Raw genomic sequence first — 16,733 nt, forward strand, 5'->3', positions numbered from 1 at the left:
GATGGACCGTCGCCATTCGCTGCAATGGATGCTGGCCGCCGCCGCGTTGCCCGGCCTGGCATCGGCCGGCGCGACGCCGGCGCTGAAGAAGAAGGCCACACGCGGCTACGGCACCGACCCGACGCTGGTGAAGAGTTACCGCAGCGGCGAGTTGTGGCCGTTGACCTTCAACACCGCGCAACGCCGCTGTGCCGCCGCACTGTGCGGGCTGATCATCCCGGCCGATGAGCACTCGCCCAGCGCCGCGACGCTGGAGGTGCACCTGTTCATCGACGAGTGGATCAGCGCGCCGTACCCCGATCAAGCCAAGGACAAGACCGTGATCCTGCAGGGCCTGGCCTGGCTGGACGCCGAAAGCCAGCGCCGCTTTGGCCGCCGCTTCGACCAAGCCAGCGAGGCCGAGCAGCGCGCGATCTGCGACGAGATCTGCTGGGCCGAGAAGGCCGCACCCGAGCGGGCCGAGGCGGCCACGTTCTTCGCCCGTTTTCGTGACCTGACCGCCGGCGGCTTCTACACCACGCCGGCCGGCACGAAAGACCTGGGCTTTGTCGGCAACACCCCGTCGGCCGAGTTCGCCGGTCCACCGGCCACCGTGTTGAAAATCGTTGGAGTCAGCTGATGGCTCGCCTTGCTGCCAGTGCCTTGGGCCTCGCGCTCGCCCTGTCTTTTTCGACCGCTTCCGGAGCCGACATGAACACCCTCAGCGCCGACGAGAAAGCCGCCGGCTGGCAACTGCTGTTCGACGGGCGGTCGCTCGATGGCTGGCGCGCGAGCGACGCGCCCGGCTCGTTCAGCGTCAAGGACGGCGCGATCGTGGTGCGCGGTCCACGGTCGCACCTGTTCTACCTCGGCCCGGTCGCCAACCATGACTTCAAGAACTTCGAGTTGAAGCTCGACGTGCTGACCTTCCCAAAGGCCAACTCGGGCGTCTACTTCCACACCCAGTGGCAAGAGATCGGCTGGCCGAGCAAGGGCTACGAAGTGCAGGTCAACAACTCGCACGGCGATCCCAGCCGCACGGGCGGTCTGTGGGGCATCCAGGACTATCCGAAGGTCGTCGCGCCCGATGGCCGGTGGTTCACGCTGACCACCCGCGTCACCGGCAAGCACGTGCAGACCTGGATCGACCAGCAACTGGTCGCCGACTACACCGAAGAGGCGATCCCCGCCCGGCCCAAGGGCCTGGAGCAGCGGCTGCTGGCCAGCGGCACCTTTGCGCTGCAGGGCCATGACCCCGAGAGCGAGGTGCACTTCCGCAACATCAAGGTGAGGGTGTTGCCTTAGGACCGTTCACCGTCGACGCCGGTGGTGCATGCTCCTGCATCCGCAGGAACGTGCTTTGCTGGAGTCGAGATCATGAACCGCTTTCTGTTGATCACCACCGTCGCGAGCGTGGCCGGGTTGGCCGCTTGCGCCACGCGCACGGTCGATGCGCAATGGTCATCGCCGCAGCTGGCCAACACGCCGCTGCAAGGCGCCAAGGTGCTGGTCGTCTGCGAGGCGCCGGAAGAAGTGCTGGGCCGCATCTGCCTGGACAAGCTGGCGGCCGAGTTGCGCACCCGCGGCCTGACGCCCGTGCTGCGGCCGGACACCGCGCCGCCGCCCGCCACCCAGGCGCGCGACGACAGCCGCTACCTGCCCGAGGCGCGCGCCGCCGGTGCACGCGCGGTGTGGGTCGCCAGCGTCGGGCCAGAGGCCAACTACGCCAGCAATTCGTCGGGTTCGGGCTTGTCGATCGGCTTCGGCGGCTTCAGCTTCGGCCGCAGCACGTCGGTCGGGCTGGGCGTGTCAGTGCCTGTCGGCGGCACGACGGCCAACACGGTCTATGCCGCCGATACACGCGTCAGCGACGTCGGCAACGGCCTGCTGCTGTGGACCGCACGCTCCGGCTCGCCGCCGTCGGGTGACACGCGGGTGCAGATCGAGGCTTTGCTGCAGCGCCTGGTCGACGCGGCCGGTAGCGCCAAGGTTTTTTGAGTCTGCCTGCGAAGCGCGGCACGTGGTGGGCGGCCCGGGGGCGCGTTCTCCGGCCCACGCTCGCGGGGCAATGTGTTCGGCGTGCGCCGGTATCTCGATCTGCATCGTGGGTGCTTGCCTGCGTCGTGGCGACCGCGAATGGGGCCTGCGCCCGCACCCCCGAGCCACCCACCAAGGACACGCCGCGGCGTGCTTGGGCGTGCACTGCCACCGGTGGTGCCTGCAGGGTGGTGGTGGTGCCCCCGGGCGCAGGCCCCATTCGCGGCTGCCACCACCGCACCAAGGCACCACGGTGTTGACGCGGCTGTGCATCGCTTGGCTCGACGGTGCCCCGCGAGCGTGGGCCGGAGAACGGGGGCACCGCCACCACCCTGCCGCCACGACCTCGGCAGGCTGAGGGCAATGCCCTTCTCAGGCGCGTCAAGACAGTTCCGCACGCCGCGGTAGGTCAGCTCCGCGCCGACCGCAGGTGATCGCCGCAGCGCGCGCCGCAAAGCCCAGCACCTCGGCCCAGAACGCACTCGGCAGTACCTTCAAAGCCGCCGGGTTCAGGGCATCACGCTCGGCCAACCCGGTCAGCATCGCGGCCTGGAAGGTGTCACCGGCGCCAACCGTGTCGACCACCGTCGTGGGCACAGGCGCAATCGGCAGTTCGCCGTCCTGCAGGTAGGCGCGCGCGCCCTCGCCACCGAGCGTGACCACCACCGCCGCAACGCCCGCAGCCCGCCAGCGCGCGGCCAGCTCGGCGTGCTGCACGCCGGGGTACAGCAGCGCCAGGTCCTCGTCGCTGACTTTCAACAGGTGGGTGCGCGCCGCCATCCAATCGATCGTCTCGCGCCAGCGGCCCAGGGCCGGTTCGACGTTGGTGCGCACGTTCGGGTCGTACGCGACGACGCAGCGTTGGTGCAGCCGCTCGGCCAGGGCGCGCTGGGTCGACGCGACCGGCTCGACCACCATCGCGTACGAGCCGAAGTGGATCGCGCGGGTCGTGTCGGGCACGGCATCGGCCGCGGCCACCGGCACGACGCGGTCGGCGCCACCCTCACCATAGAAGCTGTACGAGGGCACACCGCGCGCATCCAGCCCGACCAGGCCCAAGGTCGTCGGCGCGTCCAGACGCTGCACCAGGCCGGTGGCGATGCCTTCGTCTTGCAGCGCCCGCATCAGCCGCGCGCCGAGAAAGCCTTGCGAGATGCCGCCGAAAAAGGCCACCGGCTGCGCCAGCCGGGCCAGCCCCAGCGCCACGTTGAACGGTGAGCCACCGATCCGGCCATCGAGTGCCATGCCACTCGGCGTGTCGCCGGCGGCGAACACGTCGAACAAGGCTTCACCGCAGACAACGAACATGTGAGTGCTTCCTTATTGAATCTGAACAATCGACCGCAGCCGCGCGGGTCACCCGCCCATGGCGGTGCCGAGCCGCTGCGTTGGCGGTCGCCAGCATGCCCCGCCGGTCGGGGCATGGGGCCTGGGGTTTTCCATTAATCAATCCACTTGATTTATTTAATACGATGCACCCACGCGCTGAGACGATCAGTGCCATTCCCGCCCCACGCCCCACACCGAACAGCCCGCAGGAGACAACCGCATGACCCGCTACCCCGCTCCGACCGCCACGTGCCTGGCTGCCCTGGCAGCAGCCTTGTATGCGTCCGCCTTCGCCGCCGAGGCCGCCGGCGAGCCGGTGATCGGCCTGATCACGAAGACCGAGACCAACCCGTTCTTCGTGAAAATGAAGGAAGGCGCGGCCGAGGCCGCGAAAGCCAAGGGCGCGAAGCTGCTGACCGGTGCCGGCAAGACCGACGGCGACAACGCCGGTCAGGTGACCGCGATGGAAAACATGATCGCCGGCGGTGCGAAGACGATCCTGATCACGCCCAGCGATTCGAAGGCGATCCTGCCGGCGATCAAGAAGGCACGCGACAAGGGCGTGATGGTGATCGCGCTGGACAGCCCGACCGACCCGGCCGACGGCACCGATGCGCTGTTCGCGACCGACAACTACAAGGCCGGCGTGCTGATCGGCCAGTACGCCAAGGCCGCCTTGGGCGCCAAGCCGGCCAAGATCGTGATGCTCGACCTGTTCCCCGGCCACCCGGTCGGCGCGCAGCGCCACAACGGCTTCCTCAAAGGCTTCGGCCTGCCGGCGCCGGACGCGAAGACCAACGAGCTCGGCAAGGACGCCGCGATCGTCTGCATGGCCGACAGCTTCGGCGACCGCGCGAAGGGCCAGACGGCGATGGAGAACTGCCTGCAGAAGGCGCCGGACGTGACCGTGGTCTACACGATCAACGAGCCTGCCGCGGCGGGTGCCTACAACGCGTTGAAGAAGGCCGGCAAAGAGAAGGGCGTGGTCATCGTCTCGGTCGACGGCGGCTGCGAAGGCGTGGCCAACGTCGGCAAGGGCGTGATCGCCGCGACCTCGCAGCAGTACCCGCTGAAGATGGCGGCGATGGGCGTCGAGGCCGGTGTCGACTACGCGAAGACCGGCAAGAAGGTCAGCGGCTACACCGACACCGGCGTGACACTGATCGCTGCGACTGCGGTGGCTGGCGTCGAGAGCAAGGACGTGAAAACTGGGACGGACTTGTGCTGGGGCAAAAAGTGAGTTCACGGCATTGAGCCGTTGACGAATGCACCGGGCCGATCGCCGGCCCTGTGAGCCACGCTGTCACTCCGCCCAGGACGCCCGCCGCATGGACACCTCGAAGAGCAAACTCCCGCCGATCAGCCAGCTCGGCCCCTTCATCGCGCTGCTGATTGCCTGCGTCTTCTTCTCGATCACGACCGACCACTTCTTCAGCGGCGACAACCTGTCGCTGATCCTGCAGCAGGTGATGGTCGTCGGCGTGATCGCGATCGGCCAGACGCTGATCATCCTGACCGCCGGCATCGACCTCTCGTGCGGCATGGTGATGGCGCTGGGCAGCATCGTGATGACCAAGCTGGTGGCCGACATGGGGCTGCCGGTGCCGATCGCGGTGCTGGCCGGCATCGGCGTCACCGCGCTGTTCGGGCTGCTCAACGGGCTGCTCGTCACGCGCATCAAGCTGCCGCCGTTCATCGTCACGCTCGGCACCTTCAACATCGCCTTCGCGATCACCCAGCTGTACTCGGGCGCGCAGACGGTGACCGAGCTGCCCGAGTCGATGACCTGGCTCGGCAACACCTTCCCGCTGGGCAGCGCCAACGTGTCGTTCGGCGTGCTGCTGATGATCGCGCTGTACCTGGGCGCCTGGTTCTGGCTGCGCGAAACAGGTGCCGGCCGCCACGTCTACGCGGTCGGCAACAACCCCGAAGCGACGCGGCTGGTCGGCATCCCGACCGAGCGGGTGCTGCTCGGCGTCTATGTGCTGGCTGGCGTGTTCTACGGCATCGCTTCTCTGCTCGCTGTGGCCCGCACGGGGGTCGGCGACCCGAACGCCGGCCAGACCGAAAACCTGGACGCGATCACCGCGGTCGTGCTGGGTGGCACGAGCCTCTTCGGTGGCCGCGGCGTGATCCTCGGCTCGCTGGCCGGCGCGGTGGTGGTCGGCGTATTGCGCAACGGCCTGACGCTGATGGGCGTGTCGTCGGTCTACCAGGTGCTGGTCACCGGCATCCTGGTGATCCTGGCAGTCACGGTCGATCAACTCTCGCGCAAAGCGTCCCGCTGAATGCGACCCCCACGCTCCCTTCCGGTCGCTGCCCCCCGAGGGGGCTTTTGCAGCGGACCGGCAAAGCCGGATCCACGCAAACCCTTGGTTCGGTTGGTGCAATTCGCCGGTTAGGTCCGGCATCCATGGAGGTCCAAGAATGAACAACTCGGCGAACCTCGTGATGCAGGCCAAGGGCCTGGTCAAGCGCTACGGCCAGGTCACCGCACTCGACGGCGCTGACTTCGAGCTGCGCGCCGGTGAGATCCTGGCGGTGATCGGCGACAACGGCGCCGGCAAGTCGAGCCTGATCAAGGCGCTGTCGGGCGCGACGATCCCCGACGAAGGCGAGATCCAGCTCGACGGCAAACCGATCCGCTTCAAGAACCCGATGGACGCGCGGCGCGCCGGCATCGAGTGTTGCTACCAGGACCTGGCGGTGGCCCCGGCGATGACGATCACCGAGAACCTGTTCCTCGGCCGCGAGATGCGGCGCGAAGGTTTCCTCGGCAATGTGCTGCGCATGCTGGACAAGAAGAAGATGCTCGAGACGGCAGTCGCGCGGATGGCAGACCTGAAGGTCGGCATCCGCTCGATGACGCAGGCGGTCGAGACCTTGTCAGGCGGTCAGCGCCAGTGCGTGGCAGTGGCGCGCGCAGCGGCCTTTGCCGAGCACGTGGTGATTCTTGATGAACCCACCGCAGCGCTGGGCGTCAAGGAGGGCAACATGGTGCTGGAGCTGATCCGCCGCGTGCGCGACAAGGGCCTGCCGGTGATCCTGATCTCGCACAACATGCCGCACGTGTTCGAGATCGCCGACCGCATCCACGTCGCGCGGTTGGGCAAGCGCGCCGCGGTGCTGAATCCGAAGAAGATCAGCATGAGCGACACGGTCGCGGTGATGACCGGTGCGATGGCACCGGAGCAGATCCCGGCGGAGTGCTTGGCTTGAACATGAACCGTCAACGCCGGTCTGCTGCCAACTCGTTGCCGTGTTTCCACCTGCGAGGGTTGGCGCGTGGCGGGTGGCCCGGGGAAGCGTTCTCCGGCCCACGCTCGCGGGGCACCGCCTTTGGCGCGCCGCGGTCTCTCGGTCGGAACCGTTGGCGCGGGCCTGTGTTGGCGCAACCGCGAATGGGGCCTGTTCCCGCACCCCCGAGCCACCCACCAAGGACACGCCACGGCTTGCCTAGGCGGGCCCTGCCACCGGCGGTGCCTGCTGGGTGGTGGTGGTGCCTCCGGGCGCAGGCCCCATTCGCGGTCGCCACCAGCGCACCAGGGCACCACGGTGTTGACGCAGCTGCCCATCGCCTAGTGCGACGGTGCCCCGCGAGCGTGGGCCGGAGAACGGGGGCACCGCCGCCGCCCTGCCGCCACGACCAGTGCCCTCCGAAGCTTCGCCAAACACCACGGAACCACTGACATGCTGAAGGGACTCGATCCGCTGCTGACGCCCGCGCTGCTGAAGGTGCTGGCCGAGATGGGCCATGGCGACGAGATCGTCATCGCCGACGCGAACTTCACCGCCGCCTCGCTCGGGCGCGGCAAGCCGGTGCTGCAGCTGCCCGGCGCCGGCGTCGAGCGCGCCAGCCAGGCGGTGTTGTCGCTGCTGCCGCTCGACGCGGCGGTGGCACAGCCGGTCGCCTTCATGCAGGTCAGCGAATACCCGCCCGGCACGCTGAGCGCACTGCAGCGCCGCATGCTCGCCTGGCTCGACGAGGCCGGCCATGCAAAGCCCGGCCAGTGCGAGGCCACCGAGCGTTTTGCGTTCTACGATCGGGTCCGCGCCGCGCAAGCCATCGTGCTGACCGGCGAGTTGCAGCCCTATGGAAATTTCCTGTTCAAGAAGGGCGTGATCGGAGAAGCCCTTGTCCCCTGACGGCCCCACCCCTGATGCTGAGACCACCCGGCTGCGCCCCCGAGGCTCGAGCCAGGGAGGGCTGCGTCAGTACAACGAGCGGGTGATCCTGCAGGCCATTCGTCTGCACGGGGCGCTGCCCAGCGCCGAGCTGGCGCGGCTGACACACCTGACCGCGCAGGCCGTTTCGCTGATCACCAAGAGCCTGCTCGACGACGGCCTGCTGCTCAAGGGCACGCCGCAGCGCGGCAAGGTCGGCCAGCCCTCGGTGCCGCTGGCGCTGAACCCAGACGGGGCCTACTCGATCGGCGTCAAGGTCGGCCGGCGCAACCTCGATGTGCTGTTGGTCGATTTCGAGGGCCGGGTGCGCGAACGCTCGACCCGCGACTACGACTTCCCCGACCCGGCGCTGGTGCTGGCCGAGATCGTGCTGCGCGTGCAGGGCCTGACGCGACGCCTCGGCGACGCGGGCCGCGAGCGCCTGCAGGGCATCGGCATCGCGGCACCACTGTCCATGGGCGGCTGGCAGTCGCTGCTCGGCTTTCCTCAGGCCCTGGCCGAGGCGTGGGCCCAGACCGACCTGCGCGCCGAGGTCGAGCGCCAGACCGGGCTCGGGGTCGCCCAGCTGAAAGACACCGCCGCCGCCTGCGTGGCCGAGCTGGTCGCCGGCCGCGGGCGCAGCGTCAAGAGTTTTCTGTATGTCTTCGTCGACACCTTCATCGGCGGTGGCCTGGTGATCGACAGCCACCTGCGCGCCGGCCTGCACGGCAACGCCGGCGCGATCGGCTCGCTGCCGCTGGGCCTGGCCGGTGCGGGCAGCAGCGCGCCGCCACCGCAGCTGCTGAGCGTGGCCTCGCTGCTGACGCTGGAAGCGCGCTACCGCGGCGCCGGCCTGGAGACGGCCGCCAGCGGCGACGAGCGGGCGCTCGAGGCGCCCTGGCTGCCGCACACCAACGCCTGGTTGCACGAAGCCGCGACCGCCATCGCGCTGGCCACCAACAGTGCGGCCTGCCTGCTCGACCTGGACGGCGTGATCATCGACGGCAACATGGCCCGCCCGCTGCTGGCCGCGCTGCTGAAGGAGGTCGACCGCGCGCTGTCGCTCTACAGTTGGGAGGGCGTGGTGCGACCCGAGCTGATGCCCGGCACGATCGGCTCCGATGCGCGTGCGATCGGCGGCGGCCTGTTACCGCTGTACGCGAACTTCGCCCCCGACCGCGACCTGTTCCTCAAGGTGGCAGAGTCCTGATCCCATGGCCGACATCGACCCGATCGAGCTCGAGACACCCCGGCTGCGCCTGCGCTTGTGGCGCGCCGAGGACCGCGAGCCCTTCGCCGCGCTGAACGCCGACCCGCGGGTAATGGAGCACTTCCCCGCACTGATCCCGCGCGAACGCAGCGACGCCAGCGTCGACGCCTGCATCAAGGCCTTTGCCACCCGCGGCTGGGGCAACTGGGCGGTCGAGCGGCGTGACAGTGGCGAGTTCATCGGTTTCACCGGCCTGTCGATCCCGCAACGCCAGTTCCACTTCTCGCCCTGCGTCGAGGTCGGCTGGCGCCTGGCCCATGCGCACTGGGGCCACGGCTTCGCCAGCGAAGCCGCGCGCGCCGCGTTGGCGGTCGGTTTCGAGCGCCTCGGGCTCGACGAGATCGTCTCGATGACCGCGTTGAGCAACGCTCGCTCGCAGGCGTTGATGCGTCGCATCGGCCTCGTCGACACCGGCGAGGTGTTCGAGCACCCCGGTGTGCCTGAAGGCCATGCGCTGCGACCGCATTGCCTGTTCAAGCTGTCGGCGCCCGCCTGGCGGGCATTGCGTCCGGCCTGACATGTCACCCGCGCGATCCTGAAGAACATGCTCGACACGATCGGACCGCCGTGGCCAAGAACCTCACCGAACGGCTGCTCGACGCGCTGATGCGCCGCGGCGCCACCGAGCTCTTTGGCATCCCCGGCGATTCAGCGTTGCCGCTGTTTCTCGAGATCGAGCGCAGCGGGCGGCCGCTGCCCGCTCGGCCAAGCACGGCCGCTTCGTGCAGGCGGTCAGGCGCCTGTCGGCGACGCCACAGGCCGCGGCACCGACAGCGCCCGCAGCTGCGCTTCAAGGCGCGTGAAGATCTCGTCCGCCTGGGCCGCGTCGAAGTCGGCGCGATATTTCTTGCGCACGCCGCACTCGGCGAGCTGGACGTGCAACGTCGGCGCGACGTTGCGGCTGAGCAGCGAGGCCTTCGCGCAGGCCAGCGCGCAACCATCGATCGCGACCACCGCCCGGCCTGAGGCCGCGGCCGCCTGGGCCCGCCGTACCAGGCTGGGCACCCCGCCGCCGACTCCGGCGATGCACGACATCTCCGCCACGCCGGCGCGGTCCAGGCGCAGCGCGAGGTGGTTCGTCAGCTGGGCGGCGCTCGAACAGCCCGAGCATGAATAGACCAGCGGCCGGGCGGCCTGGTCCTGCGGGTTCACGGGTGTCTTGTCCATGAAGGGGCAGAGGGGTGGTGCGGCGGTCCGGCGGTTGCTCTGAAACCTCCGAGCCCGGCGCCGCCAGCGGCTGGCAGCAGTATCAAAGATGTGCCGCCTCCGATGCAGGCCATGTCCGCGGACCTTGTGTTGCGTCAATGCCGGCCTGTGCTGACGGAATTGCCAGCCGGGCATGTAACCCGTTATGCCCTCATCATTTCGCAACAATCGTGACAACAAGTAAACAATCTTGGGCGTTAGGTGCGCGTCCCGCTACAACGAGGGCTCGCTGTCGCATGCGGCGACGGTGTCTAGGGAGGAGCAACCATGGCGATGTCATACGCCCGGGTTTTGTCGTGCCTGCTCATCGGCAGCGGACTGGCCTGGTCCCCCAACGTCTTTGCGCAATGCAGCGCCGATGGCAGCCGTTGCGTGGCCGCCGTCTCCAGCACAACCACGCCTGGCGCGCAGGCCAACCGCACGGCCACGGTGATGCCCAACACCGCCACCCGGCTGCTTGGCTGGGTCGAATACAACCGCATCGAGTGCACCGGCGTCTCCGGCACCTGGACGGTCAACACGCCGCCGACCCGCGGCACGACCTCGACCGAGATCGTGATGCGTCCGCTGTCCAACGGCGACTGCCCGGGTGTGCAGTTCCCGTTCAATTTCATCGTCTACACCTGGACCGACGCCGACGAGAAGAACCTGACCGACGCGTTCGACGCGACCTGGGCCTCCCCCAGCTTCACCCAGCCCGAGCATTTCGACATCACCCGGGCGCACGTCGAGGTGCAGTCGGTCGACCTGGCCAACACCGGCGACGTGGTGCTGAACCTGTTCGGCCCGACCGGCTCGACAGGCACCGTGACGGCCACCTTCAGCGGCACGCCGGTCTCGGCCGCGCCGCAGACCACCGCCACCAGCTTTGGCCCCGGCAGTGCCACCGTGCGCATCGACCGGCCGGCGCTGCGCAAGTCGGTCTACAACAAGCTGACGGTGACCTGGAACCTCAGTCCGACGCCGCTGACGACCAAGCACAAGCCGGCGCGCAACTGGAACGTGCTCGGCGTGGTGCGCTATTCGCAATACAACTCACCGTACGAGTCCGAGTGCGGCGCCACGACCTCGAACGTCTTCGTGGTCGATTCGCTGACGGCCTGCAACTTCACCGCGACGACGCTGCGCAGTCGCTTCGCGCGCCAGGTCAACCTGAACGGCACCGGCATCTCGATCAGCCACGGGACGTTGAAGGCCGGCGCGGCGACCACGCTGGCCACCTCGTGCGCCGGCCGTTTCCCGCCCGGCGCGACCGAGGACAACTCGTACCTGCAGGTGGCAGACGTCCGCGGTGCCTGCAATGTGCCGCTGGTGGCCGACTCGTCGTTGGCCACCGCGCGCCACTACGGCGTGCCCTGCAGCGGGCCGATCGAGCTGGTGGCCACCGACAACACGCACTTCGGCGGCCGGGTGCGCCACGACACCTGCCCGGCCTGCAGCGGCGATTTCAACGGCACCGAAGGCCACATCGACCACTATTCCAGCGCGCAGGCCTGCACGTCCAACGGCGTCGGCGACCTGGGCAACTACTGGTCGATCCGCAACTAACGCAAGGGAGCCATCATGCTGCGTACCCCATTCCGGACCGGGCTCGTGCTGGCCCTGGCGGCGGCCTTTGCCGGTGTCCCGACGGCCCAAGCCGCCCCCGGCACGCTGCGCGTCGCCGCGGGGCTGTTCCAGCCCGCCCAGGCCGCGCCATTGCAACTGGACGACACCGAGCTGCGCGCCAGCACACGGCGCGACGGCGATGCCGTCTTGCTCAGGCTCGAAGCGGCCGGCACTCCGGCCCGCTCGCTGGCCCTGCCCGATGAACTGCAGCAGGTCACCGCGCTGCGGCGCCATGGCGACCGGCTGGTCGTCACCGGCTGGATGAACAGCGCGCTGGCCAGCCTGGTGCTGGTGGTCGACTGGCGCCAGGCACAGGTGATCGACCAGTTCTGGGCTTATGCCCCGTCAATCTCACCCGACGGCAGCCTGATCGCCTTCGAGCGCTTCTACCCTTCGCACGGTGTGCAGGGCGAAGAGAGCCAGTACCGTTTCTACCGCACCGCCGAGTCGCCACAGGCCAACCGGCCGGCGCTGGCTCCCAACGGTTCGGCATCGCGTGACGTGGGCCTGGCGGCCTGGCCGGCCGACCTTGCCGCCGGCCCCCGGCCGAACACCGGCGTGCCGGCAGCGCGAGCCCACCATCGGCTGTCGCCGCTGGCGTGGTCCGCCGACAGTACACGCTTCGCCGTCGTCGATGCGCAGGGCAGCGCAGCCCAGGTGCTGCTGTTCACGCCCAACGCTTCGCCGCTGGCCAGATCCCACCCGATCGCCTCACCCGAGGCACTGTGCCTGCCTGTCCGAGCCACCCCGCGCGGCTGTGCCGCGGTGCCGACCGAAGCGGTGTCGCTGCGCCACGCGGCCGATGCGGTGGAGCTGTCGGTCCACGCCGGCGGCGGCCGGGCCAAGCCACGCAGCCTGAGCTTGCCGCTGGCCGCCTTCTCAGCGGCCTCGGACCGATAACCCCGGCGGGGCTGCAGCGGCAGCCGGCTCAGCGCCGGCCGAACATCATCTGCCGCGCCAGCGCCGACTTGACCGGCGGCAGCGCCTGCAGCGCGGCAATGCCGAGCCCGCGCGCCGCCGCCAGCCCGGGCAAGTGCCAGGTGAAGCTGCGGGCGAGGAAATCGGTCGCGGCGATCATGCTCCAGCGGTCGGGTGCGCGTGACCATTCGACGCGACGCAGCGCACTGTCCAGGTTCGCGGCATCACGCAGCGTCTGCACCAGCGTGAAGGCGTCGCGCAGGCCCAGGTTCAGCCCCTGTCCGGCGACCGGGTGCAGCGTCTGCGCGGCATTGCCGATGCGCACCTGGCGGCCGTCGACCAGCGTGCGCTCGGCATTCAGGCCCAGCGCAAACGACTTCAGCGGCCCGACCTCACGCAGCGTGCCTGCGGCCTCGGGCAGCAGCGTGGCCAGCACGGTCATGCGCTGATGGTCGTTCAAAGGCGCGACCGGGTCGTCGTCACGCGGCACGCACCACACCAGCGCCGCACGCCGGCGCGTCGGCGCGTCGCCCGGCTCGGCCTTCAGCGGCAGCAACGCCACCGGGCCGTGGCGGGTGAAGCGTTCGAAGGCCATGCCGGGCGCCGCACCGTTGTCCAGCTGCACGTTACCGACCCATGCCGTCTGCTCGTAGTCGTGGGTCAGGCTCTTGCGTGTCTGATCGGCGAAGACACCGCCTTCGGCCACCACCGCCAGGTCGAACACCTCGGCGATGCCGGCGTCGATCTCGACCCGCTTGTCCGTCAACGGCTTCAGCGCCGACACCGGCGTGCCGAGACGAAAGTGGCAGCGTGCCGGCGCCGCCGCGCACTCGGCCTCCCAGGCGCGCTGCAACGGTGCCACCACCTGGCCGTAGCGCAGCACCGCGCCGAGCTGCGGCACGCCCTCGTCGAAGGCATTGATGACCAGCTCGGGCTTGATCGGCAGCCCGGTCAATGTCGGCGGCGCCTGCGACACATGGACCTGCGTGATCCCCTGCGCCTGCGCGGCCGGCCAGACGTCCAGCCGCTGCAGCAGCTGCACGCTGCCCTGGCTCAGCGCCAGCGTGCGCGGGTCACCGGACACATCCTGCCCGGGCGGGCGGGCGTCGAACAGCGTGATGTCGGCCGCGGGCCACAGCCGCGCGGCGAACAACGCCAGCGTCAGACCGACGGGCCCAGCGCCGACGACCGCCAGGCGCAGCGGGGCCGACGCAAGCGCGGTGTTTTCATGAAGAAGGTTGACGGCAGCGGCGTCGTTCGGCATGGCGCGACCCGTTCATTGGACAAGGTGGCGCGTATTATTCGCCGCGTCGGCACGTGCCGGCCACATTTGGGGGAAGCCTGCCATGGGCCTGATGGATTTCATCAAGAAACAGTTCATCGACGTTCTGGAGTGGACCGAGAGCGGCGACGGCACACTGGCGTGGCGCTACCCGATGGCCGGCAACGAAATCCAGTATGGCGGCTCGCTGACGGTACGCGAAAGCCAGATGGCGGTGTTCGTCAACGAAGGCCGCGTGGCCGATGTGTTCGGCCCCGGCATGTACAAGCTGACGACGCAGACGCTGCCGGTGCTGACCTACTTGAAGAACTGGGACAAGCTGTTCCAGAGCCCGTTCAAGAGCGACGTCTACTTCTTCTCGACCCGCCAACAGGTCGACCAGCGCTGGGGCACCGCGCAGCCGGTGACCATCCGCGACAAGGACTTCGGCGCGGTGCGGCTGCGCGCGTTCGGCAACTACGCCTACCGCGTGGCCGACCCGAAGCTGTTCCACACCGAGATTTCGGGCACACGCGACCGCTACACCGTCGAAGACCTCGACGGCCAGCTGCGCGGCATGATGCTGCAGCACATCAGCGACGCGGTCGCGGCCAGCGGCATCCCGTTCCTCGACCTGGCGGCCAACCAAATCGAGTTCGCCAGCCAGCTGAAGGAAGCCACCGCGCCATCGTTCGAAGCGATCGGCCTCAGGCTCGAGAGCGTGCAGCTGCAGAACGTGTCGCTGCCCGAGGAGCTGCAGAAGATCCTCGACCAGAAAATCGGCATGGGCATGGTCGGCAACAACATGGGCCAATTCATGCAGTACCAGACCGCGCAGGCCATTCCCGCGATGGCGCAGGGCGTCGGCCAAGGCGGTGGCGGGGGTGGCATCGCCGGCGACGCGATGGGCCTGGGCGCCGGCATGGCGATGGGCCAGATGCTGGCCAATCAGATCGGCCAGGGCCTGAACGCCGGTTCCGCGCAGACGGCGCCGGCCGGTGCAGCGGCAGCGCCGGCAGCGATCCGCCCCGACGAGGTGATGGCGACGATCGAGAAGCTCGCCGACCTGAAGGGCAAGGGCATCCTGACCGAAGACGAGTTCAACGCCAAGAAGGCCGAGCTGCTGAAGAAACTCATCTGAGCGTGCAGCCACAACGCTCCCTTCCGGTCGCTGCCCGAGGGGGCAGTTGCAGCGGACCGGCAAAGCCGGATCCGCGCAAATCCCTTGATGCGGGCGAGCTTGTGCCCAGAACTCTCGTCTGACGCTTGGCCACTGAACCACCACCACCCGGCCCGCCGCCACGCGCGCAGCGGGCTTGGCGGGCCGCGTGCCCGGGCTGCGGCGCGCCGGTCGAGTTCGCCTCGGCAGCGTCGGCCAGCGCAGTCTGCAGCTTCTGTCGCTCGACCGTGCTGCGCGATGGCGACACGCTGCGCCGCATCGGCGTCTCGGCCGAGCTGTTCGACGACCACTCCCCGCTGCAGCTGGGCGCACGCGGCAAGCACCAGGGCGTGCCGTTCACACTCGTCGGCCGGCTGCAATACGCCTACGCCGATGGCACCTGGAACGAATGGCATGTGCTGTTCGATGCCGCCGGTGCCGATGGCGCGCCCAGATCGGCCTGGCTGAGCGAGGACAACGGCGCCTACGTGCTGGCCTTCGACCTGCCGGCACCACCTGACCTGCCGGCAGCGCAAGAAATGCACGCCGGCCAGCGCCGGCTGATCGGCGCCGATGCGTGGAGCGTCGCGTCGGTCGTGCAAGCCAAGCTGCTGGCGGCCGAGGGCGAGCTGCCGCGGCCGCCGCTGCTGCAGGGCGAGTTCACCGTCGTCGACCTGCGCAACACCGTTGGCGAGGTCGGCACGCTCGACTATGCGAACCGGACGGCACCGAGCTGGTCGGTCGGCCAGTCGGTCGCGTTGTCGTCGTTGAGCCTGAGCGGACTGCGCGAGGACAGCGAAAAGACGCTGCAGGGCCGCACCGTGCCGTGCCCGAGCTGCGGTGCGTCACTGGCGCCGACGCTGGCGACCACGCAGTCGATGAGCTGCCCGCAGTGCCGGGCAGTCGTCGATCTGACGACCACCGCCGGCGCCATCGGCGTCGACCTGCGCTACTACGCCCAGAACAACGCCGGCCCCGGTGGGCTGGCGCCGCAGATCCCGCTCGGCCGCACCGCCAAGCTGGCGCTGGGCGACGGCGAACCGATCGACTGGCAGGTCGTCGGCTACATGGAGCGCTGCGACCTGCCCAGCCCCGACGACGACGAGGAAGAGCAGACCTTCTGGCGCGAATACCTGCTCTTCAACCGCACGGCCGGCTTCGCCTTCCTCGTCGATGCCGAAGATGGCTGGAGCTGGGTGCGTCCGATGACCGGCGTGCCGCAGGTCAGCGCACGCGGCGCCAACTGGAAAGACCAGTACTTCAAGCAGCGCTACCGCTACCGCGCCAAGGTCACCTGGGTGCAGGGCGAGTTCTACTGGCGCGTGCGCCGCGACGAGGAAGCCGACGTCACCGACTACGACGGCCCACGCGGCGCCAAGATGTCGCGCGAGGAAACCTCGCAGGCGGCCGGCAAGCCCGACGCCCAGGGCCGCTGGCCGACCGAGGTGGTGTGGTCGCTCGGCCAGGCGATCGACGCGTCGGCGGTGGCGACCGCGTTCCGCATCGGCCCCGATGCCGGCGCCGCGTTGTCACGCGACAGCAGCCCGCTGTCCGGCCTGACCAAGTCGAGCAGCGGCGGCAGCGGCCTGAGCCAAGGCGTGATCATCCTGCTGGTGGTGATCGTCGTCGTGGTGCTGATGGCGCGTTGCAGCGACGACGACTGCGACGACATCAAGTCGACCTTCGGCGAGGCCAGCGCCGAGTACCAGCAATGCCAGCGCAACCAGCGGTCGTCCGGCGGCTTCCGCACCGGTGGCGGCTCGTTCGGCGGCTATTCGAGTGGCGGTGGCGGCCACAAGTGA

General features: G+C 69.2%; 16 protein-coding genes. 13 read left to right on the top strand and 3 right to left on the bottom strand.

What is annotated here, in order from left to right:
- Position 1 precedes the first annotated feature (1 nt).
- From VFY73_RS28050 to VFY73_RS28060, 3 genes are all read left to right on the top strand, one after another.
- Positions 2 to 619 carry a gluconate 2-dehydrogenase subunit 3 family protein gene (locus VFY73_RS28050; protein ID WP_329724885.1) on the top strand — a complete coding sequence of 206 codons (618 nt, stop codon included), beginning with the start codon at positions 2 to 4 and terminating at the stop codon, positions 617 to 619.
- A gap of 71 nt (positions 620 to 690) precedes the next feature.
- Positions 691 to 1,284: a DUF1080 domain-containing protein gene (locus VFY73_RS28055; RefSeq protein ID WP_329724886.1), complete on the top strand. Its 594-nt coding sequence runs from the start codon at positions 691 to 693 to the stop codon at positions 1,282 to 1,284.
- Between the two features lie 72 nt (positions 1,285 to 1,356).
- Positions 1,357 to 1,977 carry a hypothetical protein gene (locus VFY73_RS28060; RefSeq protein ID WP_329724887.1) on the top strand — a complete coding sequence of 207 codons (621 nt, stop codon included), beginning with the start codon at positions 1,357 to 1,359 and terminating at the stop codon, positions 1,975 to 1,977.
- A 420-nt stretch (positions 1,978 to 2,397) separates the two neighbouring features.
- Here the strand turns inward: VFY73_RS28060 and VFY73_RS28065 are convergent, their stop codons facing one another.
- Positions 2,398 to 3,324 carry a carbohydrate kinase gene (locus VFY73_RS28065; protein WP_329724888.1) on the bottom strand — a complete coding sequence of 309 codons (927 nt, stop codon included), beginning with the start codon at positions 3,322 to 3,324 and terminating at the stop codon, positions 2,398 to 2,400.
- A gap of 241 nt (positions 3,325 to 3,565) precedes the next feature.
- Here VFY73_RS28065 and VFY73_RS28070 point away from each other — a divergent pair, with 241 nt between their 5' ends.
- The 6 genes from VFY73_RS28070 (at position 3,566) to VFY73_RS28095 (ending at position 9,296) form a co-directional block, all read left to right on the top strand.
- Positions 3,566 to 4,585, top strand: coding sequence for a sugar ABC transporter substrate-binding protein (locus tag VFY73_RS28070; RefSeq protein ID WP_329724889.1), 1,020 nt, complete (start codon positions 3,566 to 3,568; stop codon positions 4,583 to 4,585).
- A gap of 88 nt (positions 4,586 to 4,673) precedes the next feature.
- Positions 4,674 to 5,633, top strand: coding sequence for an ABC transporter permease (locus VFY73_RS28075; RefSeq protein ID WP_329724890.1), 960 nt, complete (start codon positions 4,674 to 4,676; stop codon positions 5,631 to 5,633).
- Between the two features lie 139 nt (positions 5,634 to 5,772).
- A complete protein-coding gene (locus VFY73_RS28080) occupies positions 5,773 to 6,564 on the top strand; it encodes an ATP-binding cassette domain-containing protein (RefSeq protein ID WP_329724891.1) in 792 nt (263 codons plus the stop codon).
- Positions 6,565 to 7,035: 471 nt separating this feature from the next.
- Positions 7,036 to 7,491, top strand: coding sequence for an RbsD/FucU family protein (locus VFY73_RS28085; RefSeq protein ID WP_329724892.1), 456 nt, complete (start codon positions 7,036 to 7,038; stop codon positions 7,489 to 7,491).
- Positions 7,481 to 8,719, top strand: coding sequence for an ROK family protein (locus tag VFY73_RS28090; RefSeq protein WP_329724893.1), 1,239 nt, complete (start codon positions 7,481 to 7,483; stop codon positions 8,717 to 8,719). The genes VFY73_RS28085 and VFY73_RS28090 overlap by 11 nt, the downstream gene beginning before the upstream one ends.
- 4 nt (positions 8,720 to 8,723) lie before the next feature.
- Positions 8,724 to 9,296 carry a GNAT family N-acetyltransferase gene (locus VFY73_RS28095; protein WP_329724894.1) on the top strand — a complete coding sequence of 191 codons (573 nt, stop codon included), beginning with the start codon at positions 8,724 to 8,726 and terminating at the stop codon, positions 9,294 to 9,296.
- Positions 9,297 to 9,511: 215 nt separating this feature from the next.
- Here the strand turns inward: VFY73_RS28095 and VFY73_RS28100 are convergent, their stop codons facing one another.
- Positions 9,512 to 9,946: a putative zinc-binding protein gene (locus VFY73_RS28100; RefSeq protein WP_329724895.1), complete on the bottom strand. Its 435-nt coding sequence runs from the start codon at positions 9,944 to 9,946 to the stop codon at positions 9,512 to 9,514.
- 306 nt (positions 9,947 to 10,252) lie between these two features.
- Here VFY73_RS28100 and VFY73_RS28105 point away from each other — a divergent pair, with 306 nt between their 5' ends.
- Both VFY73_RS28105 and VFY73_RS28110 read left to right on the top strand, forming a co-directional pair.
- The gene (locus tag VFY73_RS28105; RefSeq protein ID WP_329724896.1) at positions 10,253 to 11,533 is read left to right on the top strand and encodes a hypothetical protein; all 1,281 of its coding nucleotides are present in this window, start codon (positions 10,253 to 10,255) and stop codon (positions 11,531 to 11,533) included.
- A gap of 15 nt (positions 11,534 to 11,548) precedes the next feature.
- Positions 11,549 to 12,493: a hypothetical protein gene (locus VFY73_RS28110; RefSeq protein ID WP_329724897.1), complete on the top strand. Its 945-nt coding sequence runs from the start codon at positions 11,549 to 11,551 to the stop codon at positions 12,491 to 12,493.
- A gap of 28 nt (positions 12,494 to 12,521) precedes the next feature.
- Here the strand turns inward: VFY73_RS28110 and VFY73_RS28115 are convergent, their stop codons facing one another.
- Positions 12,522 to 13,775 (bottom strand): FAD-dependent monooxygenase, encoded by a 1,254-nt coding sequence (locus tag VFY73_RS28115; protein WP_329724898.1) that lies wholly within the window; start codon positions 13,773 to 13,775, stop codon positions 12,522 to 12,524.
- A gap of 82 nt (positions 13,776 to 13,857) precedes the next feature.
- On the opposite strand from VFY73_RS28115, the gene VFY73_RS28120 reads away from it, so the two are divergent.
- Both VFY73_RS28120 and VFY73_RS28125 read left to right on the top strand, forming a co-directional pair.
- The gene (locus tag VFY73_RS28120) at positions 13,858 to 14,913 is read left to right on the top strand and encodes an SPFH domain-containing protein (protein ID WP_329724899.1); all 1,056 of its coding nucleotides are present in this window, start codon (positions 13,858 to 13,860) and stop codon (positions 14,911 to 14,913) included.
- Between the two features lie 125 nt (positions 14,914 to 15,038).
- Positions 15,039 to 16,733, top strand: a complete 1,695-nt coding sequence (locus VFY73_RS28125; protein WP_329724900.1) for a DUF4178 domain-containing protein — start codon at positions 15,039 to 15,041, stop codon at positions 16,731 to 16,733.

This window comes from Ideonella sp., from assembly GCF_036277275.1.
In the GTDB taxonomy this organism is placed as follows: domain Bacteria; phylum Pseudomonadota; class Gammaproteobacteria; order Burkholderiales; family Burkholderiaceae_C; genus Ideonella.